At 34.7% G+C, this 25,926-nt stretch carries 25 protein-coding genes; 11 read left to right on the forward strand and 14 right to left on the reverse strand.

Features of this window, described 5'->3' with window-relative positions; translation table 11 throughout:
* Positions 1-16: 16 nt before the first annotated feature.
* Positions 17-1,288 carry a glycoside hydrolase family 18 protein gene (locus ACIQ4I_RS08715; protein ID WP_403095304.1) on the forward strand — a complete coding sequence of 424 codons (1,272 nt, stop codon included), beginning with the start codon at positions 17-19 and terminating at the stop codon, positions 1,286-1,288.
* Positions 1,289-1,966: 678 nt separating this feature from the next.
* On the opposite strand, the gene ACIQ4I_RS08720 is transcribed toward ACIQ4I_RS08715, so the two are convergent.
* On the reverse strand, positions 1,967-2,746 hold the full coding sequence (locus ACIQ4I_RS08720; protein ID WP_403095307.1) for a YqhG family protein: 780 nt from the start codon (positions 2,744-2,746) through the stop codon (positions 1,967-1,969).
* Positions 2,747-2,777: 31 nt separating this feature from the next.
* Positions 2,778-4,307 (reverse strand): DEAD/DEAH box helicase, encoded by a 1,530-nt coding sequence (locus tag ACIQ4I_RS08725; protein ID WP_403095310.1) that lies wholly within the window; start codon positions 4,305-4,307, stop codon positions 2,778-2,780.
* Between the two features lie 266 nt (positions 4,308-4,573).
* Here ACIQ4I_RS08725 and ACIQ4I_RS08730 point away from each other — a divergent pair, with 266 nt between their 5' ends.
* Both ACIQ4I_RS08730 and ACIQ4I_RS08735 read left to right on the forward strand, forming a co-directional pair.
* Positions 4,574-5,137, forward strand: a complete 564-nt coding sequence (locus tag ACIQ4I_RS08730; RefSeq protein ID WP_403095312.1) for a hypothetical protein — start codon at positions 4,574-4,576, stop codon at positions 5,135-5,137.
* Between the two features lie 797 nt (positions 5,138-5,934).
* On the forward strand, positions 5,935-7,020 hold the full coding sequence (locus tag ACIQ4I_RS08735) for a CotH kinase family protein (RefSeq protein ID WP_403095315.1): 1,086 nt from the start codon (positions 5,935-5,937) through the stop codon (positions 7,018-7,020).
* Positions 7,021-7,228: 208 nt separating this feature from the next.
* Here ACIQ4I_RS08735 and ACIQ4I_RS08740 read toward each other — a convergent pair whose 3' ends face one another.
* Both ACIQ4I_RS08740 and ACIQ4I_RS08745 read right to left on the reverse strand, forming a co-directional pair.
* On the reverse strand, positions 7,229-7,411 hold the full coding sequence (locus tag ACIQ4I_RS08740; RefSeq protein WP_403095318.1) for a hypothetical protein: 183 nt from the start codon (positions 7,409-7,411) through the stop codon (positions 7,229-7,231).
* 105 nt (positions 7,412-7,516) lie between these two features.
* A complete protein-coding gene (locus tag ACIQ4I_RS08745; RefSeq protein WP_403095321.1) occupies positions 7,517-7,711 on the reverse strand; it encodes a hypothetical protein in 195 nt (64 codons plus the stop codon).
* Between the two features lie 716 nt (positions 7,712-8,427).
* On the opposite strand from ACIQ4I_RS08745, the gene ACIQ4I_RS08750 reads away from it, so the two are divergent.
* The 3 genes from ACIQ4I_RS08750 to ACIQ4I_RS08760 all read left to right on the forward strand — a co-directional run bounded on the left by ACIQ4I_RS08750 (position 8,428) and on the right by ACIQ4I_RS08760 (position 11,100).
* On the forward strand, positions 8,428-9,513 hold the full coding sequence (locus tag ACIQ4I_RS08750; protein WP_403095324.1) for a CotH kinase family protein: 1,086 nt from the start codon (positions 8,428-8,430) through the stop codon (positions 9,511-9,513).
* 42 nt (positions 9,514-9,555) lie between these two features.
* The gene (locus tag ACIQ4I_RS08755) at positions 9,556-9,930 is read left to right on the forward strand and encodes an SET domain-containing protein (RefSeq protein WP_403095326.1); all 375 of its coding nucleotides are present in this window, start codon (positions 9,556-9,558) and stop codon (positions 9,928-9,930) included.
* Between the two features lie 240 nt (positions 9,931-10,170).
* A complete protein-coding gene (locus ACIQ4I_RS08760) occupies positions 10,171-11,100 on the forward strand; it encodes an alpha/beta hydrolase (protein WP_403095329.1) in 930 nt (309 codons plus the stop codon).
* Between the two features lie 8 nt (positions 11,101-11,108).
* Here the strand turns inward: ACIQ4I_RS08760 and ACIQ4I_RS08765 are convergent, their stop codons facing one another.
* The 3 genes from ACIQ4I_RS08765 to ACIQ4I_RS08775 all read right to left on the reverse strand — a co-directional run bounded on the left by ACIQ4I_RS08765 (position 11,109) and on the right by ACIQ4I_RS08775 (position 13,890).
* Positions 11,109-11,300, reverse strand: coding sequence for a hypothetical protein (locus ACIQ4I_RS08765; RefSeq protein ID WP_403095332.1), 192 nt, complete (start codon positions 11,298-11,300; stop codon positions 11,109-11,111).
* A 392-nt stretch (positions 11,301-11,692) separates the two neighbouring features.
* Positions 11,693-12,637 carry a ribonuclease Z gene (gene rnz / locus ACIQ4I_RS08770; RefSeq protein WP_403095335.1) on the reverse strand — a complete coding sequence of 315 codons (945 nt, stop codon included), beginning with the start codon at positions 12,635-12,637 and terminating at the stop codon, positions 11,693-11,695.
* An 11-nt stretch (positions 12,638-12,648) separates the two neighbouring features.
* Positions 12,649-13,890 carry a DNA polymerase IV gene (locus tag ACIQ4I_RS08775; protein WP_403095338.1) on the reverse strand — a complete coding sequence of 414 codons (1,242 nt, stop codon included), beginning with the start codon at positions 13,888-13,890 and terminating at the stop codon, positions 12,649-12,651.
* Between the two features lie 160 nt (positions 13,891-14,050).
* On the opposite strand from ACIQ4I_RS08775, the gene ACIQ4I_RS08780 reads away from it, so the two are divergent.
* The gene (locus ACIQ4I_RS08780) at positions 14,051-14,587 is read left to right on the forward strand and encodes a GNAT family N-acetyltransferase (protein ID WP_403095340.1); all 537 of its coding nucleotides are present in this window, start codon (positions 14,051-14,053) and stop codon (positions 14,585-14,587) included.
* 156 nt (positions 14,588-14,743) lie between these two features.
* Entirely contained in the window at positions 14,744-15,919 is a 1,176-nt protein-coding gene (locus ACIQ4I_RS08785; protein WP_403095343.1) for a YbfB/YjiJ family MFS transporter, read from the forward strand.
* Positions 15,920-16,553: 634 nt separating this feature from the next.
* Here the strand turns inward: ACIQ4I_RS08785 and ACIQ4I_RS08790 are convergent.
* The 4 genes from ACIQ4I_RS08790 to mce form a co-directional block, all read right to left on the reverse strand.
* Positions 16,554-17,039, reverse strand: coding sequence for a chemotaxis protein CheW (locus tag ACIQ4I_RS08790; protein ID WP_403095345.1), 486 nt, complete (start codon positions 17,037-17,039; stop codon positions 16,554-16,556).
* A gap of 26 nt (positions 17,040-17,065) precedes the next feature.
* Positions 17,066-18,187: a M20/M25/M40 family metallo-hydrolase gene (locus ACIQ4I_RS08795; protein ID WP_403095348.1), complete on the reverse strand. Its 1,122-nt coding sequence runs from the start codon at positions 18,185-18,187 to the stop codon at positions 17,066-17,068.
* A gap of 1,024 nt (positions 18,188-19,211) precedes the next feature.
* The gene (locus tag ACIQ4I_RS08800) at positions 19,212-20,768 is read right to left on the reverse strand and encodes an acyl-CoA carboxylase subunit beta (protein ID WP_397539176.1); all 1,557 of its coding nucleotides are present in this window, start codon (positions 20,766-20,768) and stop codon (positions 19,212-19,214) included.
* Between the two features lie 7 nt (positions 20,769-20,775).
* Complete coding sequence (gene mce, locus ACIQ4I_RS08805; protein ID WP_403095351.1) at positions 20,776-21,186, reverse strand: methylmalonyl-CoA epimerase; 411 nt, start codon at positions 21,184-21,186, stop codon at positions 20,776-20,778.
* A gap of 127 nt (positions 21,187-21,313) precedes the next feature.
* On the opposite strand from mce, the gene prli42 reads away from it, so the two are divergent.
* Both prli42 and ACIQ4I_RS08815 read left to right on the forward strand, forming a co-directional pair.
* Positions 21,314-21,409, forward strand: a complete 96-nt coding sequence (prli42, locus tag ACIQ4I_RS08810; RefSeq protein WP_403095354.1) for a stressosome-associated protein Prli42 — start codon at positions 21,314-21,316, stop codon at positions 21,407-21,409.
* Positions 21,410-21,776: 367 nt separating this feature from the next.
* The gene (locus ACIQ4I_RS08815) at positions 21,777-22,064 is read left to right on the forward strand and encodes a transposase (protein ID WP_397539179.1); all 288 of its coding nucleotides are present in this window, start codon (positions 21,777-21,779) and stop codon (positions 22,062-22,064) included.
* Between the two features lie 399 nt (positions 22,065-22,463).
* Here the strand turns inward: ACIQ4I_RS08815 and ACIQ4I_RS08820 are convergent, their stop codons facing one another.
* A complete protein-coding gene (locus ACIQ4I_RS08820; protein ID WP_397539181.1) occupies positions 22,464-22,793 on the reverse strand; it encodes a hypothetical protein in 330 nt (109 codons plus the stop codon).
* Between the two features lie 200 nt (positions 22,794-22,993).
* Here ACIQ4I_RS08820 and ACIQ4I_RS08825 point away from each other — a divergent pair, with 200 nt between their 5' ends.
* On the forward strand, positions 22,994-23,620 hold the full coding sequence (locus ACIQ4I_RS08825) for a nitroreductase family protein (RefSeq protein ID WP_403095358.1): 627 nt from the start codon (positions 22,994-22,996) through the stop codon (positions 23,618-23,620).
* A gap of 123 nt (positions 23,621-23,743) precedes the next feature.
* On the opposite strand, the gene ACIQ4I_RS08830 is transcribed toward ACIQ4I_RS08825, so the two are convergent.
* Positions 23,744-23,917, reverse strand: a complete 174-nt coding sequence (locus tag ACIQ4I_RS08830) for a hypothetical protein (RefSeq protein WP_403095361.1) — start codon at positions 23,915-23,917, stop codon at positions 23,744-23,746.
* Between the two features lie 86 nt (positions 23,918-24,003).
* Positions 24,004-25,848, reverse strand: coding sequence for a DNA ligase D (locus ACIQ4I_RS08835; RefSeq protein ID WP_403095364.1), 1,845 nt, complete (start codon positions 25,846-25,848; stop codon positions 24,004-24,006).
* Positions 25,849-25,926 lie beyond the last annotated feature (78 nt).

Consider the following 25,926-nt stretch of genomic DNA (forward strand, 5'->3'; position numbering starts at 1 on the left):
TTGGAAGGAGAATGTTTTGGAGATACATATTGTTAGTAGAGGCGAAACACTTTGGCAAATTGCAAATCATTACAATGTAGACATCAATTCCATAATTCAGTTAAATCAATTGCCCAATCCAAATAACCTGGTAATTGGCCAATCACTAGTGATCCCAACGCATGGCATAACCCATACAGTCCGTCCTGGAGATACATTATGGCAAATTGCTAATCGTTATGGCACAACAGTGCAAGCAATTGTGAGTGAAAATCATCTTTCAAATGCATCCAGATTATACGTTGGTATGAATTTAGTTATTCCAAAATCAAAACCTACCATTGAAGTAAATGCATATACGTATCAATCTCCTACAGAAGGTGCACAATCTATTAAAGATGTTGGAAATCTGCTTACTTATATGAGCCCGTTCGCTTATAAAGTAAAAGAGGATGCCTCATTAGAGCCATTTCCAGATGAATTAATGATTTCTGCAGCACAATCAAAAAATGTGGTACCGCTGATGTCCATTACAAATTTCACAGCAACCCAAACGGGATCGAATTTAGCTCATACTATATTATCTAGTAAAGTTTTACAGGAAAAAGTAATCAATAACGTACTTAAAATCATGGATAATAAAGGCTATAAAGGCTTAAACATTGATTTTGAAAGTGTGCAACCTTCAGATCGCGAGAATTATAATGCATTTCTCCAACTCGCTGTTGATCGACTACATCCAAAAGGCTATTTTGTTTCAACAGCACTTGCTCCAAAAACGTCTGCTACTCAAGGTGGTCTGTTATATGAAGCTCATGATTATGAAGCTCATGGAAGAATTGCTGATTTCGTAATTTTGATGACATATGAATGGGGCTATCGCCTCGGGCCGCCACAATCTATCTCTCCAATTAACCAGATGAAAAAAGTCGTGGAATATGCCCTATCTGTTATGCCAGCAAACAAAATATTTTTAGGCTTCCAAATTTACGCAAGAGATTGGAAATTACCACATGTTAAAGGACAAGAAGCTGAGACCTTTAGCCCTCAGGAAGCCATACGACGAGCAGCAAAATATGGCACGATTATTCAATATGATACAGCTACTCAATCTCCCTTCTTCCGTTATGTAGATGAAAACGGTCAACAACACGAAGTTTGGTTTGAAGATGCAAGAAGTGCTCAAGCTAAATTTGATTTAATTAAGAGATTCAAACTTCGAGGTGTCAGTTACTGGGCATTAGGATTCCCTTTCCCACAGAATTGGGCATTACTCCTTGATAATTTTAATATAAAAAAGCTAACTTAATCTTTTTCTAACCTTAATCATTTCGAATCAATTTCTTACTTTTCTAGTTAAAAAATACGAAGATTTTATAAATAAACAACTCAATAATTCGGATAATAATTCACTTCCAGTATTTACTTAGTATGCCTCTCCAGATGGCGCTTTCCGTGGGCGAGCGTTGATCCTACTCGCTGTGCTGCGGGGTCTCACCTATCTCACTTTCCCGCAGGAGTCGCCATCTTCCGCTTCATAGACAATCTTCTAATAGATATGGCAAATAACAATGTCTCATTTATCGTTCGTGTTTTTATCCATTATGAAATTAATTCTCTTATCAAAATAAATTCAAAAAGCTGTTTCAAAGGTACATTAATAAACCTTGAAACAGCTTTTTATCTTTTCATTATTTGATCTTATTGAAAAAGGTTTAGCACAAATGCTTCCCATTATAAACTTTGTTCAATACAGTGAATTAGGTGTTTTTCAATCGATCCAGCAATTTCTTTCCCTTAGCCTCGAATTTTTCATTTATATTAAAGATCAATTGAACACCAAATTGTTCTTTTTTAAATTCTCCTTTAACCTTTCAATTGTATCTTCCATATTTCCGGAAGATACTACAGCATGATGAAACATAAGTCAGTTCGGCTCCTTAGTAATTTCAACTAGTAAAGATTGTAATTTATTCACTTGTAAGCATCATTTTAAATAAAACAATCCTCCATTAATAATTTCAATTTTTATTTTAGCACCGTACCGATCTTCTAATGCTTTCTTCTCTATTTCGTAGGATTCTGGCTTTTCCTCCACCTCTTCATAAAAATAATCTAATACCCTTTGATCCTTTTGCCATCTTTTTTTTGCCTTTTCTGCCCATGTGTGATCATCCTGTTGAATGATATTTTCAATAAAATCATCTAATCGTTTTAATGCACGAATCGGCTTAATAATATATTGCAATGGAAATGCATTATCTGGCATTTCTGAAACTAAATCAACTTCAGCTAAAATCACTTGAAAATCTTCATTAATATTACCTGTCATTAAGTTTATTCCAAGAGAATAAAGCATCTCTTTCGTTTGATCACAAAAATACGATACTTTGTAATTCACGCATAAGAAAGGAGTCAGTATGGTTTGAGATTCATGCGTATCTATGCTCTCAAACATCTGTACATATGCACCCATTTCTTTAGTAGCTTGAAACAATTGATTAAGGCGATATGAACCAAAGTGTACAATTTCACCTTTTACATTTTCATTAAGTATATTTTGATTCGTAATGAGTGTAAGTTGTGCAGGACACGGAACAACATCTGTACTTTCAATGTATTTCCAATAGAAAGGACGGTTCATGATCCTTTTGTCCATTTCAATCGTTAATTGTACGGTCATATAATGTCCTTCATCCTCAATAATTGGACAATCTGTTTGTTGAAAAAAATTACGTAAATAGCCGTGAACTTGTTGCGGGAGCATAACCATCCTCCTTATCCTTAATACAATTTTCTTACATCGTTCTTTTGATAGCCAAAATATCGTCTAATTCACCCACGACTTTTTCAAATACTTCAATTTTAGTTTGAAGCAAGTCCAGTATGTTTTGTTCGATTGTATCAGCAATAGCTAGATTGTAGATATGGACATCATGTTCTTGTCCTAATCTGTGGACACGCCCGATTCTTTGCTCTAATTTCATGGGGTTCCATGGTAGATCATAGTTGATAACATGATGACAAAACTGTAGGTTAATTCCTTCTCCTCCAGCTTCGGTTGCGATTAGTACTTGAGCTTGTTCCTGAAAAAGTTTCTTCATATAATCTCTTTTGTTTTTATTGAATTTTCCATTGAAAAGGACACTTTTAATTCCTTTCGTATGCAAATACCACTGGAGATAAATTTGACTCGCACGGTACTCAGTAAATAAAATAACTTTATCCTTTGCCTGATGTATAATTTCGTAAGCCTTTTCTGCTTTTGAATTCGTTTGAAGGGCCATCAATTTGGTAATAAGTTCCTCTATAAATTTAACCTCTTCTAGCTCATTACAATTTTGGAGTAAATTTTCTAAAGTCAAGCATGTAGCTTCCTTACTACTACACATTTCCTTTTGAAGAGTAATCATAGAGAAAGAACCAGAGAAAACTGGCGAAACATCCTTCAGTTCTAAAATCATGTCATAGACTTCTCTTTCCTCTTTTGTAAACTCTACTGGGATATTTTGTACACAACGATTTGTCCATTCTACTCCAGTGTCTTGTCTTCTATTTCTTACCATCACTTGATTTACCAATTCTTTTAAAAATTCATCATTCTCTAAATCATGTTTACTCGCTGAAAAAGCGGATTGGAATACATCAAAATTTCCTAAGTGTCCTGGTTTAAGTAAGGAAATAAGATAAAAAAGTTCAAAAACATTATTTTGAATTGGCGTTGCAGTTAACAACAAACAAAACTTTTTCTTTAAACTTTGTACAAACTCATAGATTTTGGTTTTGTGGTTTTTTAGTTTGTGAGCTTCATCAATGATGATCATGTCATAGTCTTGATCATAAATGAGCTCTTTATGAGGGCTTTTTTTTGCAGTATCCATACTCATGACGACAATATCGATATGCTCTAATGAGGATTTCTTTGTGTAAGGAATAGCGGGTATATAAAATTTATTGTTCAATTCTTCAATCCATTGATTTATGAGAGAAGCTGGAGCTAATATTAATGCTTTTTTCACAAGGCCTCTGATTAGATATTCTTTCAGGATTAGACCTGCTTCAATCGTTTTACCAAGTCCCACTTCATCTGCTAAAATTGCTTTTCCATTCATCCTTTCTATAACTTTTTCTGCGACTTCTAATTGATGGGCAAGAGGAGTTAGATTGGGTAAATTTTTAGGAGATTGAAGACCCGTAAATTCTGTAATGAGGTTAGCTTTTACAACTTCGTAACTCATATTGTAAAGCTTCCAATTATCCCATTCACTCTGATTTTCTAATCTATTTAGAAAACCTTCTTCCCAATCAGGCGACCTTTCAATAATCAAGATTATCACCTCTGCAAATTTTCTTTTACTTAAGTTGTCCCAAAATATTATTACTATGATAAATTTATCGAAATAAAATAGTGACTTTCAAAAAGTATTCTTTTAATAAGGCTTGAATCCAAGCATTAGACTCGAATTTGCGTACTATACAGGTATTCCATTCCTTTAGGAGGTGATTATTCTGAAAGAAAAAAATTGGAATCAGCATAATTCAGCTGACAAATGTTCTTCATCTAGTTCATCTTGTAGCTTCTCAAGTTCATCAGATGAATCTTCTTCATCTAGTTCATCTTGTAGCTTCTCAAGTTCATCAGACGAATGTTCTTCATCTAGTTCATCTTGTAGCTTCTCAAGTTCATCAGACGAATGTTCTTCATCTAGTTCATCTTGTAGCTTCTCAAGTTCATCCGAGGAATCTTCTTCATCTAGTTCATCTTGTAGCTTCTCAAGTTCATCCGACGAATCTTCTTCATCTAGTTCATCTTGTGGATTCTCAAGTTCATCCGACGAATCTTCTTCATCTAGTTCATCTTGTGGATTCTCAAGTTCATCCGACGAATCTTCTTCTAGTTCATCTTGTAGCTTCTCAAGTTCATCCGACGAATCTTCTTCATTTAGTTCATCTTGTAGCTGCTCGTGTTCATCCGAGGAATCTTCTTCATCTAGTTCATCTTGTAGCTTCTCAAGTTCATCCGAGGAATCTTCTTCATCTAGTTCATCTTGTGGATTCTCAAGTTCATCCGACGAATCTTCTTCTTCTAGTTCATCTTGTGGATTCTCAAGTTCATCCGACGAATCTTCTTCATTCAGTTCATCTTGTCGTTGTTTGAGTACATCCGACGAATGTTCTTCATCTAGTTCATCTTGTAGCTTCTCAAGTTCATCCGACGAATCTTCTTCATCTAGTTCATCTTGTAGCTTCTCAAGTTCATCCGACGAATCTTCTTCATCTAGTTCATCTTGTGGATTCTCAAGTTCATCCGACGAATCTTCTTCTTCTAGTTCATCTTGTGGATTCTCAAGTTCATCCGACGAATCTTCTTCATTCAGTTCATCTTGTCGTTGTTTGAGTACATCCGACGAATGTTCTTCATCTAGTTCATCTTGTAGCTTCTCAAGTTCATCCGACGAATCTTCTTCATCTAGTTCATCTTGTAGCTTCTCAAGTTCATCCGACGAATCTTCTTCATCTAGTTCATCTTGTGGATTCTCAAGTTCATCCGACGAATCTTCTTCATCTAGTTCATCTTGTAGCTTCTCAAGTTCATCCGACGAATCTTCTTCATCTAGTTCATCTTGTCGTTGTTTGAGTACATCCGACGAATGTTCTTCATCTAGTTCATCTTGTAGCTTCTCAAGTTCATCCGACGAATCTTCTTCATCTAGTTCATCTTGTAACTGCTCAAGTTCATCCGAGGAATCTTCTTCATCTAGTTCATCTTGTAGCTTCTCAAGTTCGTCCGACGAATCTTCTTCATCATCTTGTAGCTGCTCGTGTTCATCCGAGGAATCTTCTTCATCTTCAAATCATAGCTCATTTAAATAAGAGCGAAAGAGACACAATTCAATGTACTTGATCAAATTATCATACACAGCAATTTCTTTAAGTACAGAAGGAGGTGAATATGTGTCAAATAAAATACCTTCATATTTCTTAATAATTGAAGAAGAGCTCTTAAATCTACTGAGGAAAAACTTATTGAATGATCAATCTGTTCCAGCACAAGTGCAAATTGAAGATATAAACTACAAAATTCAAATCGCATATCGGGGAGCATATACTCGTAAATTCAGAAAAAGATCTTATTTAATTGATTTTGGTAACTCAAAAAATGCTTTAGGTGTTCGTAAAATTCATCTCAATGCTGAATACAAAGATCCCTCACTTTTTCGCAATAAGCTTTCCCTTGACTTTTTTCAAGATTTAGGAGTGCTTGCACCAGATTGTCAACATATTAAATTCTATAGAAATGACATATTTAAAGGTGTTTATCTACAATTAGAATCTGTAGATGATTTATTTTTGAAAAAAAGAGGACTCCCTCCTGGTCCCATTTACTATGCTACAAACAATGATGCTAACTTTTCCTTTGAGAGAGATGGCAAAAGAAAGCGGTCACTTCTATCTGGCTTTCTCCAAGCAAATGGTTCTCCATCTGATAATCACTACCTTCTTGAACTAATTACAATCATTAATACAACTCCACTTAACAAATTCGATAATGTAATAACAAATTTTATTAATATCGATAAATATTTTAGTTGGCTGGCAGGCGCAGTTTGTACGATGAATAATGATGGGTTCAACCATAATTTTTCATTATATCGAAATAGCGAAACCGGTTTATTCGAAATAATGCCCTGGGATTATGATGCTACTTGGGGAAGGAAAATCAGTGGCGGAATAATGGATCATAAATATGTTCCAATTGAAGGAAAACCCGGTAACAAGTTGAGAGAGCTACTATTGAAAATTCCAGATTTCCGTAAACTGTACAAACGGAAATTAGAGGATATTCTTGATTCGAAGTTTACAGTTGATTATATGAAAAAAAAAGTATTAACACTTCATCATAATCTTCGGCCACACTTTCTTCTTGACCCATATATTAATAATAATATCGATATATTTGATTATGAACCTGAAATGATTTTTCAATTCATTCAAGATCGTAACAATTATTTAAAAATGCAGCTAAAAAGTCTAAATTAATAATGAATGAAATAAGAGAATAAATTTTATCTTCCTTAATTCCATTGTTTATTGCTATTAAAAAAATACCGTTCTTTTAGGTATTAGACTAAACCAAAAAGATTGTTCTGCGTATTATAAAATTAATTATGCACTAAGGAGGTCCTTTAATGAAAGAGGAAAACGCTTTAAATACAACGTCTTCTAGTTCGTCTACTGGTAGTTCATCTCATGACTGCACATCTTCCGGAAGTTCGTCTTCCCATAGCTCGTCTTCTGGAAGTTCATCTTCCCATAGCTCATCTTCGGGAAGTTCATCTTCCCATAGCTCATCTTCGGGAAGTTCGTCTTCTAATAGCTCGTCTTCTGGAAGTTCGTCTTCTAGTAGCTCGTCTTCAAACAGTAGGGGCAAAAAAGGTAAAAAAGGTAAAAAAATGAGTGCTTCAAGTTCATCTTCTGGTAGCTCGTCTTCGGGAAGTTCATCTTCCCATAGCTCATCTTCAGAAAGCTCGTCTTCTCATAGATCTTCGGGAAGTTCATCTTCGGGAAGTTCATCTTCGGGAAGTTCGTCTTCTAGTAGCTCGTCTTCCAAATGCTCGTCTTTGGGAAATTCATCTTCCCATAGCTCATCTTCGGGAAGTTCGTCTTCTGGAAGTTCATCTTCCCATAGCTCATCTTCGGGAAGTCCGTCTTCTAGTAGCTCGTCTTCCAAATGCTCGTCTTTGGGAAATTCATCTTCCCATAGCTCATCTTCGGGAAGTTCGTCTTCTGGAAGTTCATCTTCCCATAGCTCATCTTCGGGAAGTTCGTCTTCTAGTAGCTCGTCTTCAAATAGCAGGGGTAAAAAAGGTAAAAAAATGATGTCTTCAAGTTCGTCTTCTGGTAGCTCGTCTTCTGATAGCTCATCTTCTAGCAGCGATTCATCTAGTCATTGTTCTATAAAGCATTGTTCTTCTAGCAGTTCATCAATTAGTCATACTTCTTCAAAACGTTGTTCTACTAGCAGTTCATCAACTTGTCCTTGTTCTTCTAGCAGTTCATCAACTAGTCACTCTTCTTCAAAACACAGTTCTACTAGCAGTTCATCAACTTGTTCTTGTTCTTCTAGCAGTTCATCAACTAGTCACTCTTCTTCAAAACACAGTTCTACTGATTGTACTACTACTGGCAAAAGACGACGTTAATAATAAGATAATTATTAACACTTATCATACTAAAAGAAATAATAAAAGCCTTTCCTTAGTCAATGAAAAGATTATGGAAGGCTTTTATCCATAAATATAAGTAACAATTGCTTAATTTCTTCATTTCTTTAGCCGACAACAAATGTCGCCCTTACATTCCCCTGCTATCATAAGGACATATTTGTTGTCGGCTATTTTAGGAATAAAAACTCTATCAAGCGAATAAAAACAAGAAGGTGAATAAATGTCGAATTCAATTCCATCTTATTTCTTAATAATTGAAGGAGATGACTTAGATACTTTAAGAGAAAATCTATTATATGATGAATCTGTTCCTGCAAAATTGAGGGTCGGGAACACTTTACACCAAATTGATATTAGTTATCGCGGTTCATATACACGAAAGTTTAGAAAAAGGTCCTATACGATTGATTTTGATGATAAAGAAAAATTCAATGGAGCTCGTAAAATTCATCTAAATGCAGAATACAGAGATCCATCCCTCATCCGTAATAAACTTTCCCTTGATTTTTTTCAAGATTTGGGTGTACTTTCACCAAATACTCAACATATCAATTTTTACCGAAACGGCGAATTAAAGGGTGTTTATTTACAATTGGAGTCGGTTGATGATCTGTTTTTGAAAAAAAGAAAGTTGCCCATTGGTCCTATTTATTATGCAGAAAACAATGATGCCAACTTTTCCTTAACAAGAGACGATAAACCTAAAAAATCAAGATTATCTGGCTATTATCAAGCGTTTGGAACACCATCTGATGATGACTTAGTTCGAGAATTTATCACAATTATTAATACTACTCCTCCAACTGAATTCACTGATGTCATCTCACAACATCTTCATCTTGACAAGTTCTTTTCTTGGCAAGCTGGAGCAGTTTGTACGATGAATAATGACGGCTTTACTCACAACTACTCTCTTTATCGTAATAGTGAAACTTGCAAGTTTGAAATACTCCCATGGGACTATGACGCTACTTGGGGAAGAAAAGTAAGTGGTGGTATCATGGATCATACTTATGTTCCAATTGGTGGAAAAGCAGGTAACAAACTCTGTTATCTTCTTTTGGAAGTACCTGAATTAAGGAAAATTTATAAAGAAAAACTAGAAGAAATTCTCGAAACAAAATTCACAGTTGATTATATGGAAGACAAAGTATTAACTTTGCATCAATCAATACGCCCCCACCTGCTCCTAGATCCTTATAAAAAAAATAAGATTGAGATATTTGATAGAGAACCGGACGTCATTTTCCAATTTATTCGATCGCGTAATGATTTTTTGAAAAATCAGTTAAAATTACTCGTCTAAGCTTTGGTTTCTTAATTAGGATTATAGAAAGGAGTTACGTTTGTGGGGCCAATTATTTTGAAGGATACAGGTAAATATGGTAGAGGGTTATTTGCTTCACGTGATATTAATAAGGATGAACTCATTGAAGTTTCTCCTGCAGTAATATCACCAAATCGTGAATGGAAATATTTGAAAAAGACTGTTCTCTTCTACTACTGTTTTTATTGGGGAGATGACGATACAGCTATTGTTCTAGGTCTTGGATCACTTTTTAATCATTCATACACACCGAATATCACCTTTTATAATAATGAAGAAAATTCATCAGTAGACTTTTATGCTTTACTAGATATTAAAGAAGGTGAGGAATTAACTATAAATTATAATGGTGAAATTGATGATAAATCGCCTCTATGGTTTAATGTCCTAGAATAAAGAATTTGATACTTATAAGCAAACTATTTTACGAAAAATTGAAAGCACATACAAATTAATTGATACTTTCCTTCAAATAATTTCTATAAAGAATATTTAAACGCAGGGTTATTATACTCTGCGTTTAAGTTTGTATTTATTTTTAGCCTAATTTCTATTAAATCCCTAGTTACTCTATTGGTTTAATGTATTTATTATGGTATACTTTCTTTAATATTTTTACTGAAAGGATGCGATCGAATGACATTAACTAAAGGATCATTAGCTTATATAGAAGAGTATAAAGGCGTTCAATATTATGAACAAACACCTGAAGAGGCTAGAGCTGAAAGAGCTACCTCCCCTATTCATCAAGTAACTGTTGAAGGAATATCAAAAATTGAAGATCGTCTTATTACTGTAACTGATGGTGAACAAATTTCTGTACGAATTTATACACCAGAAGGTAATGGTCCATTTCCAGTAATTGTTTACTTTCATGGTGGTGGATGGGTTTTCGGAAACCCTGATTATGCAGATGGAGGCTGCCGTTACTTAACTGCTTCTGCCAAATCCATCGTAGTATCTGTTGATTATCGTCTTGCTCCTGAATACCCTTTTCCGACCCCTGTTCAAGATAGCTATGATGCATTTCTATGGGTGGCAGAAAACACTACATTGTTAAACGGTGATTCTACAAAACTTTATGTTGCTGGTGATAGTGCTGGCGGAAATATTGCTGCTGTTGTCTCGCATTGGTCAGCTGAAAAAGGAGGTCCAAAAATTACTGCACAGGCACTGATTTATCCTGTATTAAATGTTAATTTTAATACAGCTTCGTACGAAAAGTTTGGAATAGGATATGGTTTGGATCGTGATGGAATGATTTGGTTTGCAAATCATTATATTAAAGATTCAAAGGAGAAAATAAACCCATCAATTTCTCCATTAATCGCACAAGATTTACACAAAACTCCTCGTACCATTTTGATTGCTGCAGAATATGATGTTTTGTTGGATGAAGGGATTGCTTATGTTACTAGACTTCACGAAGCTGACGTTGAAGCAAAACATATTATGTTGCCTGGGCTAATTCATAGTTATTTTAGTAAAATGGAATTCTTTGAACAGGATACGAAAAAGACTTCTGAACTGATTGCAGAATTCTTCGAAAAAAAAAATCCTGAGTAGGATTTTTTTTATTTCTTTGTTTGATCTAATTCTTGATACGCTTGTTGGTACTTACCTCCATCAGCTACATCTGAATGATAAAGAGCTTTTAAGGCAAAGTTTTTTTCAAGTTCCATTGATTTCATGATTTCTTTTAAGCGTTTTTGTAAATTCTTATCGTCATTTACTAGTTGTTGCATTTGTGATTTTGAATATTTCACGTTTCACAGATCCCTTCTGATATACTCTATTTCAGTATATCACTTTTTGAAAAAGAAGCTTGATTATTCAATGTAAACTTTAAAAATGAATCGATTGTTTCGTATTTTAAAATTATAGTCCGTTAGAATCTACATTTCGTGTTATTCGCACAAGCTGATTTTCTAGCCAAAGCATATGATACAATCCAAGCTCTAACAAAAATGATCCTTGGTGAAATCATTAGAGTTAAAGCTTGAGGTTGAATCCTCCTAATTTCAGACTGGTGAAAAATTTTCCTTCCTTTGCTTACGCCCCGTCTGCATAGAACTTTCATCTAGTCTGAAATCAATTATGAAATGGCATTTCCTCTACTATCTAAAACAAGCAAGGGACCTAAATTCCCTTGCTTGTTTTATTTTCCTAAAATTTTTAGCTCTCCTTGTTGCCAACTAAATTCATCAAAATCTTTCACGATAAATGTATTTGGGATTAGTTCTTTAACTTCATTCAGCATATTTTCAATATCTTGTGGGAAAAATCGAGCACTTAAATGATTGATCAATAGATTTTGGGCTCCTGATATCCGCGCTACATTTGCTGCATCAATATTCGTGGAATGTCCATAATTAGCAGCTAAATCTTCTGTGGTATGATCAAAAGTTGCTTCATGAATGACGATATCTGCATTATGGCTTAGTGTAATAGCATTCTCACAATAGCGTGTATCACCTAAAATTGCGACTGTAAATCCACTTTTCGGTGATTCTGTGACTTCTTCACTGCGGATAATTGTACCGTCATCTAATGTTACATCCATGCCATTTTTTAATTTCCCTAATAATGGACCTTTTGGAACACCAAATGCTCTAGCCTTTTCAATTTGTAAAGCGCCTGGTAATGGCTTTTGTTCAAGACGATAGCCAAAGCATGGGACAACATGTTGCAGAGGCATTGCTGTCACTTTAAAATCTTCATCTTCAAAGATGACTCCTTCTTCAACTTCAACAAATTCGATTGTATAGTTTAGATGTGTTTGTGATGTTTGTAAGGTAAGTTGAATCCATTCTTTCAATCCTTTAGGTCCATAAATTGTTAATGGCTTTTCCCCACCTAAAAATGAGCGAGAGCCTAGTAAACCCGGTAATCCGTATATATGATCCCCATGTAAATGTGTGATAAAAATTTTTTCTAATTTTCGAGGTTTGATTGTTGTATGTAAAATTTGATGTTGTGTTGCTTCTCCACAATCAAATAACCATATTGTGCCTCTCTCATCTAATAATTTTAGAGCTAATGAGCTTGTATTTCGCGATTTAGAAGGCATCCCTGCACCTGTACCTAAAAATTGAATATGCAATTGTTCTCCTCCTAACGTTTATGATCATCCAAAAAATCTTTGCTAAAACTTGTTTGTGATTCGTAAGTTTTTTTCTTCACATCTTTGATCCCTTTTGTAATAATATCTTTGCCAAATTTGTGTTGTAATTGTTCAACAATTTTCAATACTGGCTCTTCTTTTACGTATTTTTCAAAAGTAAAGATGGATAATTGCTCCGCTGTTTCTTTTTTGTCCGCAACATTGCTGACGGTTACGCCAAGTAATCGCACTGGTGAACCATTCCAATGCTTTTCGGTTAGAGTTATTGCAATTGATTCAATCTCTTCTTTTTTATAAATTGCATTTGAAATTGTTTTACTTCTACTGCTATTATGCCAATCTGCATCACGAATCATAATTGAAACAGTATGCCCTGCTAGATTTTTTGCATCCAATCGTTTTGCTACTTTTTCGCAAAGCTTTTGAATTGCACTTTCCAACTCTGAAAATTCAACCAAATCAACCGGAAAAGTCATCGAATTTCCAATCGATTTTGTATCATATATTGAGTTTGGATCAACATCCCGATGATCGATACCATTTGCACGATTTTTTAGGCGAAGTCCATTTTTTCCAAGATTCGATTTGATTACATAATCCTCTATATTTGCAAGGTTCCCAATTGTGAGAACTCCTATTCCCTCAAGTTTTTTTGCCGTACTTTCCCCTACTCCATGCATTTCAATAACCGGTAAATGCCATAGTATTTTCGAAACATCTCTTTTTCTTAGAATTGTAATACCCATTGGCTTTTTCATATCAGAAGCAGTTTTTGCAAGGAATTTATTTGGGGCAATACCTATAGAGCAAGGTAAATCTAATTCGCTTAAAATACGAGTTTGGATTGATTCTGCAAGTTCAATTGCTTCTTCTCCATGTACAATATCTGATACATCCATATAACCTTCATCGATGGAAACAGGTTCAACAAGATCCGTATATGTGCGTAATATTGCGAACATTGCCTTTGAAGCATTACGATAGCGTTCAAAATTTGGCGCCATAAGGATAAGTTCTGGACATTTACGTTTTGCTTCCCAAACAGCCATCGTTGTATAAACGCCCTTTGCCCTTGCCTCATAAGAACAAGTGACAAGAATCCCCCTGCGTTCTTTTGGATTTCCTGCAATAGCAAGTGCCTTTCCCTTCAGCTCGGGATTATGTGCCTGTTCAACTGAAGCATAAAAACAGTTCATATCAATATGAAATAAAATTCTCCCTTGAGCAGCCATATCTTCCCCTCCCCTAATCGACCAAACGTTCTCCTTTAGTATAACAAAAATATTCGTAAGACTAAATATTCAATAATTCCATAGAAATTAAAAAAGTATTGCTAACTTACAGTAATATCCATTAAAATATTAAGAATATTTCGAAAGGTGGTAAATATATATGTTAGAAGTCTCTGATGATCTTATTTTAAGACCTGTAAATCCACAAGATGCAAAGGCATTATTTTCATTAACAGAAAAGGATCGAGCATATTTAAGAGAATGGCTTCCATGGGTGGATGGCACAAAGACGGTAGAAGATACACTAAACTATATTACTTTTAGTCAAAAAGGTGAAAAAGATGGAACATTATTAAACTTGGCTATTGTTTGGAAAGGAAAGGTCGTTGGAATCACCGGTTTCAACAACATTGATCGTATAAACCGTTTCGCTGCTATAGGCTATTGGTTAGGTAGCGAATATCAAGGAAATGGGATCATGACAAAAGCCGTTCATGCTTTAACTGAATACGCTTTTAAAGAACTGTTCATGAATAAAGTTGAAATACGTGCTGCCATTGAAAATAAAAAAAGTAGAAGTATCCCTGAACGGCTAGGCTATGTTCATGAAGGTACACTTCGGAGCAATGAATGGCTTTATGACCATTATGTTGACCATGCGGTTTATGGAATATTGGCTGATGAATGGCATAAATAATGCACCTAAGTTTTGAGTAATTATGAAAATGATTCAAATACATTATCCAATAACTTTTTCATATTATTTCAATCCAATATATACCATATCATTCCATTTAAGTTATACTATATTTATCGTTCAAGTCATTTTTTTCTACTTAATGGGGGTGTTTTTATGAATCGTCACCATGCAGGGATCATTGTGGGGGCTGTTTTATTTTTAGTAGTTGCAATGGGAATTGGTCGTTTTTCGTTTACACCAATTTTACCTTTTCTACGTGAAGCTGAGGGATTGTCTGTTGAAAAAGGTGGATGGTTAGCTTCAGCAAATTATATTGGTTATTTTGTAGGTGCTTTATGGGCAGGCTTTATCGTAAAAAATCAGAAAAAAAAGCTTTACATGAATGGTTGGATTTGTGTTATTTCCATATTGGGGATGGGTATTGTAAACAACTTTTATGTATGGTTATTTTTACGATTAATTAATGGAATTACCGGAGGAATTATATTTGTATTAACTTCTAGTATGTTATTGGATTACTTGGCTCGGCATTTTCTAGCTAAATGGTCTGGTTATGTTTTTAGCGGTATTGGAGTTGGCATTGCTTTATCAGGAATCTTGGTACCATTTTTTGAAAAACACTTTTCATGGCAAGGAGCTTTTACAGGACTTAGTATTTTATCTACTGTTTTTATAATTTTAAACCACTTCTTATGGAAGAAATTAGAGGATCCATCATTAGAAAAAATGAAAGGTCCCATTCAAAAATTCTGGACTGGTTTTATGCCTTGGATTACGATTGCCTATGGATTAGAAGGACTAGGATATATTGTTACGGGGACATTTTTAGTAGATATGATTCATGAATTGCCAAGTTTACAAAAATACGCGAGTTATAGTTGGGTTATTGTGGGTATTGGTGCTATACCTTCAGCACCGATCTGGAGTATATTAATGTCAAAATATAAACCTATTATCATTATTGCTTCCGCTTATATCTTACAAATTATCGGCATTATATTACCTGTTATCTCCCCTACTATTATTGGCGTCATGATCTCTGCACTCCTATTCGGCATAACCTTTGTTGGGATTGTTGTTTTGACAACTTCCTATTGTCGAGAGCTTTATCCAACCAAAAGTGCCAGTGTTGTTTCAACTCTTACCACTTATTATGCGATTGGACAAATAATAGGCCCACTTATTGCAGGAAAACTTGTTACATATTTCGGTAGCTATAATAGTGCGCTCATTTTCGCTGGTAGTGTTATTGCCTTTGCTTTATGCTTGCTATTATTTGGTAAAAGGCATACACAAGTAAAATTAGATGCGAAAACATCTGCAGCTTAAGGTTATTTAAGCTTTATTTTTAATTAGTAAGAAAGAGGCAGGAGCTTATCTATGTTTCAATTCACATTCAGTTGATCTTCGCTGCGGACAGTGACTCCTACGGAAAAAGTGGGAAGCCACTGAAAAAGTGTAGTAATGCAAATATTTATAGTATATATCTGCTATTGAATGAAGTGGTATTAGCTCCGCTTTCCGTGGGCGAACTGACGAGCCTTCTCGCTGCGCTCCGGGGTCTCGTCTAGCTCGTTTTCCCACAGGAGTCTCCGCTAATTCCACTTCAACGAAGATAGCTTCACCAGATTTTTATCATAAATTTACATCTATTTTAACTTTTTCAGTGCCCTCAAAAGCGTGGCAGTCGCGACCCTGGTTTGAGCATCACTAAGGAAGCGGCTTATTGTATACACTTTCGATGATTCAAAATGTTTTAAAGTAACATGCATAAATTGATTGAAAACTATATCTAGTCTTCATTCGGCAGTTATTATAAATATTCGTTACTCGAAACAAGAAGCGTATTTGAAATATAAATCGAATATGCTTCTTAATTTGAATAAAATCAACAATGAAGTTAAACAGAGCCATTTAAAAAAGAAAGAGGCAGAAACAATATAAACTTCTGCCTCTTTCAGTATTATTTTATTACTTGCAATTCTTCTTCAGAAAGAGATTTCATATATGCTTTGATTTCTTTGATGCCATCTAACGTATTTACTAATACATCTGGTGACACTATTGTAATCATACGCTGTTCAAGGTTTGCAACAGCGCTGAAATATTGTGTTTTTGCATAATTTACAAGTCCGACTTGCTTTAATTGTTCTTCTTCAATATCTAAAATTTCTTTCGCTTCTACAACTAATAGTCCGAAGATAAAATCATCTGATTGTAAGACAATCATTTTAGCTTCAGATGAATTGGCAGGTTGGCGATATAAAATTTGTTCAAAATCTAGAATTGGAAGCAATTCGTTTCGAATTCGTGTTAAACCTAATACATAATCAGGTAAATGAGGAATACGATTTACTCTTTCAGCCTTTTCAATTGAAACTACTTTTTCAACAGGAATGGCATACTCCTCTTGGCCACATCGAAAAACGACAACTTTCACATTTGGCATAAACTCACTCTCTTTTCGTAGATGGGTTATTTAACTTTTGCTGCACACTTAACAATTTCCACTAATAGATCGGCTAGTTTTTCTAATTCTTCAACCGGAATACGTTCTTCTGTTGTATGAATTTTTTCGTAACCTATTGCTAAGTTTACAGTTGGAATACCGTATCCTGCGATTACGTTGGCATCACTACCGCCACCAGATTGCATAAGTTTTGGTTCGCGACCGATATTTTTAGCTGCTTCTTGAGCCACTTTAACGACTAAGTCTTCAGGACCAAATTTGAAACCTGGATACATACGTTTTACTTCAACTTCTGCTGAACCACCTAATTCTTTTGCAGCTGATTCGAAAGCTTCCTTCATGTGATTTTCTTGTTCCGCAAGTTTTGCTTCGTTTAATGAACGGCATTCAGCTAATACAGACGCTTCATCACATACAATATTTGTAGCTTTACCACCTTCGAAGCGACCGATATTTGCAGTAGTTTCAGAGTCAATACGTCCTAATTTCATTCGTGCAACAGCTTTTGCAGCGATTGTGATTGCAGATATGCCTTTTTCAGGTTCAACACCAGCATGAGCTGTTTTGCCTTTCAATGTAGCAAATAATTTTGTTTGGTAAGGTGCTGCAGTGACGATTTCTCCAACTTTACCATCAGAGTCAACGGCAAAGCCATATTTTGCATAAACTTTTTTGTGATCTAATTCTTTAGCACCTTCAAGGCCAGATTCTTCTCCAGCAGTTATGACATATTGAATGTCACCGTGTTCGATATTCTCTTCTTTTAGACGTTTTGCTAATTCCAACAAACCAGCAATTCCTGCTTTATCATCTGCGCCAAGAATTGTTGTGCCATCTGAGTAGATATAGCCATCTTCTTTGATGATTGGTTTAATCCCTACACCAGGAACGACAGTATCCATATGTGATGTAAAGTAAATTGGTTGCACATCAGATAATGTTCCTTTTAAAGTTGCAATTAGGTTACCTGATGCATGCCCATTACGGCTAGCTGCATCATCTTCGAATACTTCAAAGCCTAGAGCTTCTAATTTATTTACTAAAACTGGTGAGATTTTTTCTTCATGGTATGTTTCTGAATCGATTTGTACTAATTCTAAAAATTCTTCAACAATACGACTTGTCATCATCCAAGACTCCTTTTATATGTGGTAACTTTACCACCTTATTCCTAGTCAATTTTATCATAAAATCTGAGAAATAACTTATCGGATGTCCCAATTTATTTCCTTATGAATCAATTTCATAAATCCAATTTGGTTATTAAATACGAACATTTCAACACATTAGCTATTCACTATTCAGATTTGGATGTTCCGCTACAGACGGCGCTTTCCACGGGCTTTGCTTCAATCTCCTCGTTACTTCGTTTGAGGTATAAGGGAAAATACGGTAATTAAAATATTTATAGTATACATCTGCTATTGAATGAAGTGGAATTAGCTCCGCTTTCCGTGGGCGAACTGACGAGCCTCCTCGCTGTGCTCCGGGGTCTCGTCTAGCTCGTTTTCCCACAGGAGTCTCCGCTAATTCCACTTCAACAAAGATAGCCATACCGGATTTTTATCATAAATTTGCATCTATTTTTACATTTTCAATGCCCTCCTCGTTCCTGCGGGGCTTTCAGCTCAAGCTTTTCCCGTAGGACATTGAATTAGCTTCCTTGAATTAGCACCGCACGAAGAAAATGCAAATGCATTTTCGAGGACTCACCGTCTTTCGCTCCACAATGAACAAAATTGGGTATCTATAAATATTCGTATATCTCATATGAATATTGCATTATGAAATTGATTCTTATAAATAAGTTTTTAGAAACTATTCAAACTATATTAGAATGTGGCTCTACACGTAATTTGGTGTGCTACCCACGAATTGTTGAATTGTATCACGATTCGTGCAATTAATCTTAGAAAGCAATGCAATGATGCGGCTTTGAAAAAAATCGCTGCAACAATTCGATAAAATCAAAATATAAATGTTAACACTAACAGTTATCAAATAAACTAATTACCACTTATTGGAAAGAAGAAAAGGCTATCCCATACCGTTAATCGGTAGAGATAGCCTTTGTCAGTTTTTAAATAGTATTATGAATATTAAGATAGTAGATTATAGACTTTATTGACTATGAAATTGGCATTTCCTTTTTTACAATGGAATATTACCATGTTTTTTGTATGGTCTTGATTCTTTCTTCGTGCGAAGCATTTCTAGTGATTGCATTAGTTTAATACGAGTTTCACGAGGATCGATTACATCGTCTACTAAGCCGTGAGATGCTGCAACATATGGGTTTGCGAATTTTTCTTTGTATTCTTCAATTTTTTGCTCACGAGTAGCTTCTGGATCTTCAGATTTTGCGATTTCGCCTGCGTGGATGATATTCGCTGCACCTGATGCACCCATAACTGCAATTTCAGCATTTGGCCATGCATAAACCATGTCTGCACCTATTGATTTTGAGTTAAGTGCAACATATGCACCACCGTATGCTTTACGAAGAATAACTGTGATTTTCGGAACAGTTGCTTCTGAATAAGCAAATAGAATTTTTGCTCCGTGACGAATGATTCCACCATGTTCTTGTTTAACACCTGGGAAGAAACCAGAAACGTCTTCAAATGTAATGATTGGTACATTGAACGAGTCACAAGTACGGACAAAGCGTGCTAGTTTATCAGATGAATTGATATCTAGGCCACCTGCAAGTACTTTTGGTTGGTTACATACAAGACCAACTGATTCACCATCGATACGAGCGAAACCAACGACAATGTTTTTCGCAAATTCTTTTTGAACTTCCATAAATGAATCAGCATCTACAATGTGTTCAATCACTTTACGAACGTCGTAAGCTTTTGTTTGATCAACTGGAACAAGATCAAGTAGTTCTGAACGATAATTGTCATCTTCAGAATCTTTTTCTACTTCAACAATTGGTGCTTTTTCTGTGTTGTTTTGTGGTAAGTAGCTAAGTAATTGTTTGATTTGTTCAATTGCAGTTTCTTCATCTTCTGCACGGAAGTGTGCATTACCGCTTACAGAGTTATGAACTTTCGCACCACCTAAACCTTCAGATGAAATTTGTTCACCTGTTACTGTTTCGATAACTTTTGGTCCAGTGATAAACATTTGAGATGTCTTATCAACCATTAAGATGAAATCAGTGATTGCTGGTGAATATACAGCACCCCCTGCACAAGGCCCCATAATCACTGAGATTTGTGGAATTACACCAGAATAAATGGAGTTTCTATAGAAAATGTGACCATATCCATCTAGTGATAATACACCTTCTTGGATACGCGCACCGCCTGAATCGTTAATACCGATGAATGGTGCACCGTTTTTCGCAGCTAAATCCATAACATTCGCAATTTTCTTTGCATGCATTTCTCCAAGAGCACCACCGAAAACTGTGAAATCTTGTGAGAATAGGTAAACTGGGCGACCATTAACTTTACCGTAACCCGTTACAACACCATCACCAGGGCCTTCTTTTTTCGCCATACCAAAGTCTACTGTGCGATGTTTAACGAAAGGATTAATCTCTACGAATGTTCCTTCATCAAGTAATAATTCGATACGTTCGCGAGCAGTCAATTTACCTTTTTCATGCTGTTTGTCGATTCGTGCTTCACCGCCACCAAGTTCGATTTCACGTTTTCTATCATATAATTCATTGATTTTATCGTACATATCCATATGCTAATTACTCCTTTACTTGACTTCTGTCTACTAATTCGTAAAGCACACCATAAGATGATTTAGGGTGTATGAAAACCACTTTAGCTCCACCTGCGCCAATTTTCGGTTGCTCAGATAATAGACGAGCACCTTCTGCTTGCATTTTCACCATTTCTTGTTCTATACCAGTAACAGCTAACGCGATATGATGAATCCCCTCACCGCGTTTTTCCAAATATTTATAGATAGCGCTTTCTTTTGTGAGTGGTTCTAAGAGTTCAATGTGTGTATTTCCTGCATCGATAAACGCAACACGGACTTGCTCAGACTCTACTTCTTCAACATTGATAAGTTTCATTCCTAATACATTTGTATAATATGTAACGCGCTCATCTAAATCATTGACCGCAATACCGATATGATCAACATTCTCCATGCATCCCCCAACTCCTTCTTTGTTGTATAACACAATTGTACATAAATTTTTCTGAAAACTCTAGTACTTGTTAAATAAATAATATCTGATAAAATTATTTTTAAGGAAAAAAAGGAGAGAACGAGAAATGAGTAATAAGAAGATACAGAAAATTGTCGTAATATTAATGGCCCTCATTATGGTAATGTCTATGTTAACATTCGGACTTTCAATGCTTAAATAACAAAACAGCAGATCTATTATGTCACTAATAGGTCTGCTGTTACACTTATTGTTTTCTGATAAATCTTTTATTATAAGCTTTATAAGTCTAGTAATTACTTTTTGTATAAATAATACATCTTTCTTTATCTATTATTGATGGGAAAGGTGTTTTTTTAATTCTTGGCTCTGTTATATGAAATTGTTGATTTTTTTAATGCATCTTACTTGAGCGGAATGCATCCACGATGAAAGCGAAACTGATGAAATATCAACAGTTTTGTTAAACAAAACATAATTCTTTAACTTCGCTCTTTTTTGTATATCTAACTACATAATAGGTCATAATTACCTAAAAAAGTTGTGAATACTTATGGGAGAGTTGCATTTTGAAAATTTTATTAGTTATTTTTAGCATTGTGATTCCTATTCTTATGTTCTATCTCCAAATTAAAATGAAAAGTTTCCGAATCATCTTTAATGTGATAGCTGTTATAACAACAGTTATTTTTGGTGGTATTGCTTCTACTTCTATTTATCAAATCATTATTGATCATGCTGTATTTATGACTACTATTCACGGTATTTTTCTTAATCCATTTTTCTTGATTTCTGGTTCGTATCTTGGTGTGTTTATTCTTTACAGATTAATAATTCTTACTATAGAGGAAAGTTAGCGTTGTCTTTGAAACATTCTAGATGTTCATTATCTGAAAGAATCCATTTATCATTTTCTTTCTTGTTTGTGAAGTTTAACAGAATAAAATAACCAAACTATCCAAACAATTATATATATACACATTGCCACTAGTGCTGGTATCAACACAAGCCACCATGACCATGAAATAACTCCTACTAATTTTAATACGATTAAAATTATGGTTAAAGATTCAGCAAACCCCAATATTATTCTCCTTTCGATCCAAGAATCACTAGATTAACTACTGCATTTTCTATTAGTTTTCTTTGTCAGCTTTTCCAATCTTCTTATTTTCTATGTACTTTACATACTTTTTCTTAAATATCAGTTGTTTCGCAAAATAAAAGCACCTCATTAGAGATGCTTAAATGATGCATTATTTTGTTAATCTTAATTCGTCCACTGTTTCTTTTACTACCCTTAAAATTTCTGTATAGAACCCCTTTTGATTTTCACAATTACGAACATTTTCATTGAGGTGAGCAATTTCTTGATCGATTTCGTTAATCATATCCGTAATTATGAGTTGTGTCATTCCGCTACTAGTTTTCGCGTAAGCATTAATTAATAGTTGCCTTCTTTGTGCTAAATTCCTCTGCTTATCAAAAGATTGAACGGATTCCTCAGCAAATTGCTGGATGCTAGATTCAATCTCTTCAATTAATAAAGTTGCTGTGTCTTTTGTTATTCCATTAACGTCTACCATGAACACCCCTCCTATCATAAAAAATATCTAGTATTAGATTATTTATTTGATAGACAATTTATTCGCGAAACGCTTAATAAATATTTTCTGACATGATATCTATTAATCTTTAAGTGTATTAGTACAGGCAATTTACTTGGATTTAAAAAAAATTTGTCGTATAGTATAGTCTCAACATGATATTTCAAGGAGAGAGAACATTGACAATGACACAAAGTACATTAAATAAAGTAATGCACGAACGTAAATCTGTACGCAAATACGATCCACAATTTAAAATCCCTCAATCACAATTAGAGGAATTATTATTAGAAGCAACATCTGCTCCATCATCAAGCAATTTACAACCTTGGCGTTTTCTTGTAATTCAAGATGAAGCCATCAAAAAAGAATTGCTCCCAATTGCATTTAATCAAGAACAAGTAGAAACTTCTTCAGCGATCATTGCTGTTTTAGGTGATATCGAAATGTATAAAAATGTCGAAGAAGTTTATAATCAAAACTTTGAACTTGGCTATATGGATGAAGCCACAAAAAATATGATGATTGAAAACTCGTTAAATCTATATTCAAATCTTCCAGAAGAAGTATTAACAAATATCGCTACTTTTGATGCCGGCTTAATTTCAATGCAATTAATGTTGTTAGCAAAAGACATGGGATACGATACAGTCCCAATGGGTGGATTCGATAAAAATGCATTTGCTAAACGATTTGAATTACCAGAACATATTAAACCAATTTTACTTATTGCAATTGGTAAAGCAGCAGTACCTGCACACAACTCTTCACGCTTACCATTAGAAAAAATTGCGAAATTTATTTAAACATTTCATTTAGCATAGAGCTATTTATAAATGAAGAGTGTCAATTATTTTCTTTATAGTTGACTAAACAAAAGGCGGTCATAAAAGAGGTATAAATACTCTTTTTGACCGCCAATTCTTTACCTATTCTAAATTTTGTCGAGCTACTTCATTTGCTTTCTTTTTATTTTTCTTAAATAATTTCTGAATTATATTAATTTTTGAGCCAGCACTGTTTTTTCCCTGTTTTGTAATATCCATCCCCATTTCCTCATGTCCAAACCTACCATGAGATTTCGGTGAATTTTTATTTGACATTTTCTTCCCTCCTTCTTCATTATTAAATTACGGTATTAGTTTGCTTTTCTTTTTTCACTTTATTCGTCATTTAGAATGAACTCACGTTATTTATTCTTTTTTAATTCATGTAACTGATTAAGTAAATTTGTAAAGGATTGTCCATTAACAGTTTGAACGAGTCTAAATTTTAAAAAAGGATTACCATGTGTCTTTATTCGGTCTTCAACAGCTGGAATCGTAAACAAATCTGGTTTTAAAGAGGCATTCACTTCATCCCAACTTAAAGGTGTCGCAACTAATCCCTTCTCATTTCCTCTTGTTGAATACGGAGCAATGATTGTTTTCCCCTCACGATATTGGACGTAATCTAAATACAATTTATTGTGACGATTCTTTTTTAATCTCTCTATAGTGAACCATTTTGGATTTTGTTCGATTAAAAAAACGCATACAAATTTAGTAAACAAACCTGTTTCTTCGTAGGAAAATGATTCCTTTGGTAATGGGATATATATTTGCATCCCTTTTCCACCCGATGTTTTGATAAATGATTTCAACTCAAACTGGTCAAATATCACTTTCATTTGCAGTGCCGCTTCAACTGCTAGAGAAAATTCTTCAACTGAAGGTGGGTCTAAATCAAAAACAATTTCTGTCGGCTTATCTGTCTGAATCGGTTGAAATGGTATGTGAAATTCGATTGCTAATTGATTTCCAAGCCATAGTAGTGTTTCAACATTGTTGCAAACGATAAAGTGCGTATCTTCTATCTTTGTCGTAGTAACAAAATCAGGTACATTTTCCGGACTGCTCTTTTGGTAAAAACTTTCGCCAGGTACCCCATGAGGATAACGAATAAGCGTTAATGGCCGGTTGCGAAGGAAAGGCAACATCAATGGTGCTATGCTTTGTAAATAGTATAGATAATCATTTTTTCGTATATCGATTGAAGGGAATACTAATTTCTCAGGGTGCGTAATTTGAACAGATTCAGGTATCGGTAGAAGTTGATGTACCATTTGTCGCCAATTACATTCTTCTGGTTCTTTATCTAGCTTAAACGCATGGAATCTAGGTTCTCTCAACATACCTCCAAGGAAATCGATACAGGCAATCTCAACACAGATAGATGGCTGCAAGCTCCAAAGCTCGCCCTTTAACTTTGTTCCATTCGATTCAAACAATATGGTCAGCGTTTTGAATTCTTCTTCTTTAAGACCATGCCGAAAAGAAACCACGTCTATCAGTATATTGTCTCGATAAACTGCCCCATCAAAATAACCGTTATTTTTATCAAATTTGGTTAAAATAACATTCACATATCTCCAATTTTTAATTTTCAGCCAGCTCGTAGTTCTTGTATCGCTAATCCAGTTGCTATGCTTTCTTTTTGCTATTAACCCTTCTCCATTATCAGATACCATTTTATTCCACAATTCCATCGAATCATAAAAAACATCAATCATTTGTAATCGATTTATATCATCATAATTTATGGAAGTTGGGAGATTGGCCGTTTTAAATACTTTTTGTAACCTATCTTTTCGCTCAGTTAATTGTAAGTTTGTTTGGTTCTTCCCTTTAAGTTGCAACAGATCAAATACAACTAGGTGACATGGGAACTCCTGAGCATGTTTTTCAATCGAATCCTGACTACGCATTCTACCTCGAGTTTGAACAACAGAAAAATTACTTCTGAAATTATTTGTTAAAAAAACTAATTCGCAATCAAGCTGTAAAGGTAAGAAGACACTTATCTTTTCTTTTATTTCATCAAGGTAATCGATAATATCAGGAAAGTTTGGATTAAGAACTTTCCCATTTCTACTTATTAATACGGGTTCTTCTTCCCACTCTAATAAACAGCGAAATCCATCATATTTCGTTTCATACAGCCATTCTTCTCCTTGTGGTATTTCCATTGCAGGAGTTAAAAGCATGGGTTTCATACAATCCTACTTTCTCATTTTTGTTTATCTTTTGATTTATGTTTGTTACTAATACATAAAAACAGACAAAGTTTGAAT

It is taken from the genome of Rummeliibacillus sp. NPDC094406, assembly GCF_044763875.1.
Lineage (GTDB): Bacteria > Bacillota > Bacilli > Bacillales_A > Planococcaceae > Rummeliibacillus.

Bases quoted from the DNA above. Each gene is read 5' to 3' on its own strand.
- prli42 (WP_403095354.1), top strand. From the start codon at position 21,314: ATGAGTAATAAGAAGATACAGAAAATTGTCGTAATATTAATGGCCCTC.
- ACIQ4I_RS08730 (WP_403095312.1), top strand. From the start codon at position 4,574: ATGAATCTTCTTCATCTAGTTCATCTTGTAGCTTCTCAAGTTCATCAG.
- ACIQ4I_RS08830 (WP_403095361.1), bottom strand. From the start codon at position 23,917: ATGTCAAATAAAAATTCACCGAAATCTCATGGTAGGTTTGGACATGAG.
- ACIQ4I_RS08790 (WP_403095345.1), bottom strand. From the start codon at position 17,039: ATGCCAAATGTGAAAGTTGTCGTTTTTCGATGTGGCCAAGAGGAGTAT.
- ACIQ4I_RS08780 (WP_403095340.1), top strand. From the start codon at position 14,051: ATGTTAGAAGTCTCTGATGATCTTATTTTAAGACCTGTAAATCCACAA.
- ACIQ4I_RS08775 (WP_403095338.1), bottom strand. From the start codon at position 13,890: ATGGCTGCTCAAGGGAGAATTTTATTTCATATTGATATGAACTGTTTT.
- ACIQ4I_RS08835 (WP_403095364.1), bottom strand. From the start codon at position 25,848: ATGAAACCCATGCTTTTAACTCCTGCAATGGAAATACCACAAGGAGAA.
- ACIQ4I_RS08800 (WP_397539176.1), bottom strand. From the start codon at position 20,768: ATGGATATGTACGATAAAATCAATGAATTATATGATAGAAAACGTGAA.
- ACIQ4I_RS08750 (WP_403095324.1), top strand. From the start codon at position 8,428: ATGTCGAATTCAATTCCATCTTATTTCTTAATAATTGAAGGAGATGAC.
- ACIQ4I_RS08760 (WP_403095329.1), top strand. From the start codon at position 10,171: ATGACATTAACTAAAGGATCATTAGCTTATATAGAAGAGTATAAAGGC.
- ACIQ4I_RS08785 (WP_403095343.1), top strand. From the start codon at position 14,744: ATGAATCGTCACCATGCAGGGATCATTGTGGGGGCTGTTTTATTTTTA.
- mce (WP_403095351.1), bottom strand. From the start codon at position 21,186: ATGGAGAATGTTGATCATATCGGTATTGCGGTCAATGATTTAGATGAG.
- ACIQ4I_RS08795 (WP_403095348.1), bottom strand. From the start codon at position 18,187: ATGACAAGTCGTATTGTTGAAGAATTTTTAGAATTAGTACAAATCGAT.
- ACIQ4I_RS08820 (WP_397539181.1), bottom strand. From the start codon at position 22,793: ATGGTAGACGTTAATGGAATAACAAAAGACACAGCAACTTTATTAATT.
- ACIQ4I_RS08720 (WP_403095307.1), bottom strand. From the start codon at position 2,746: ATGCTCCCGCAACAAGTTCACGGCTATTTACGTAATTTTTTTCAACAA.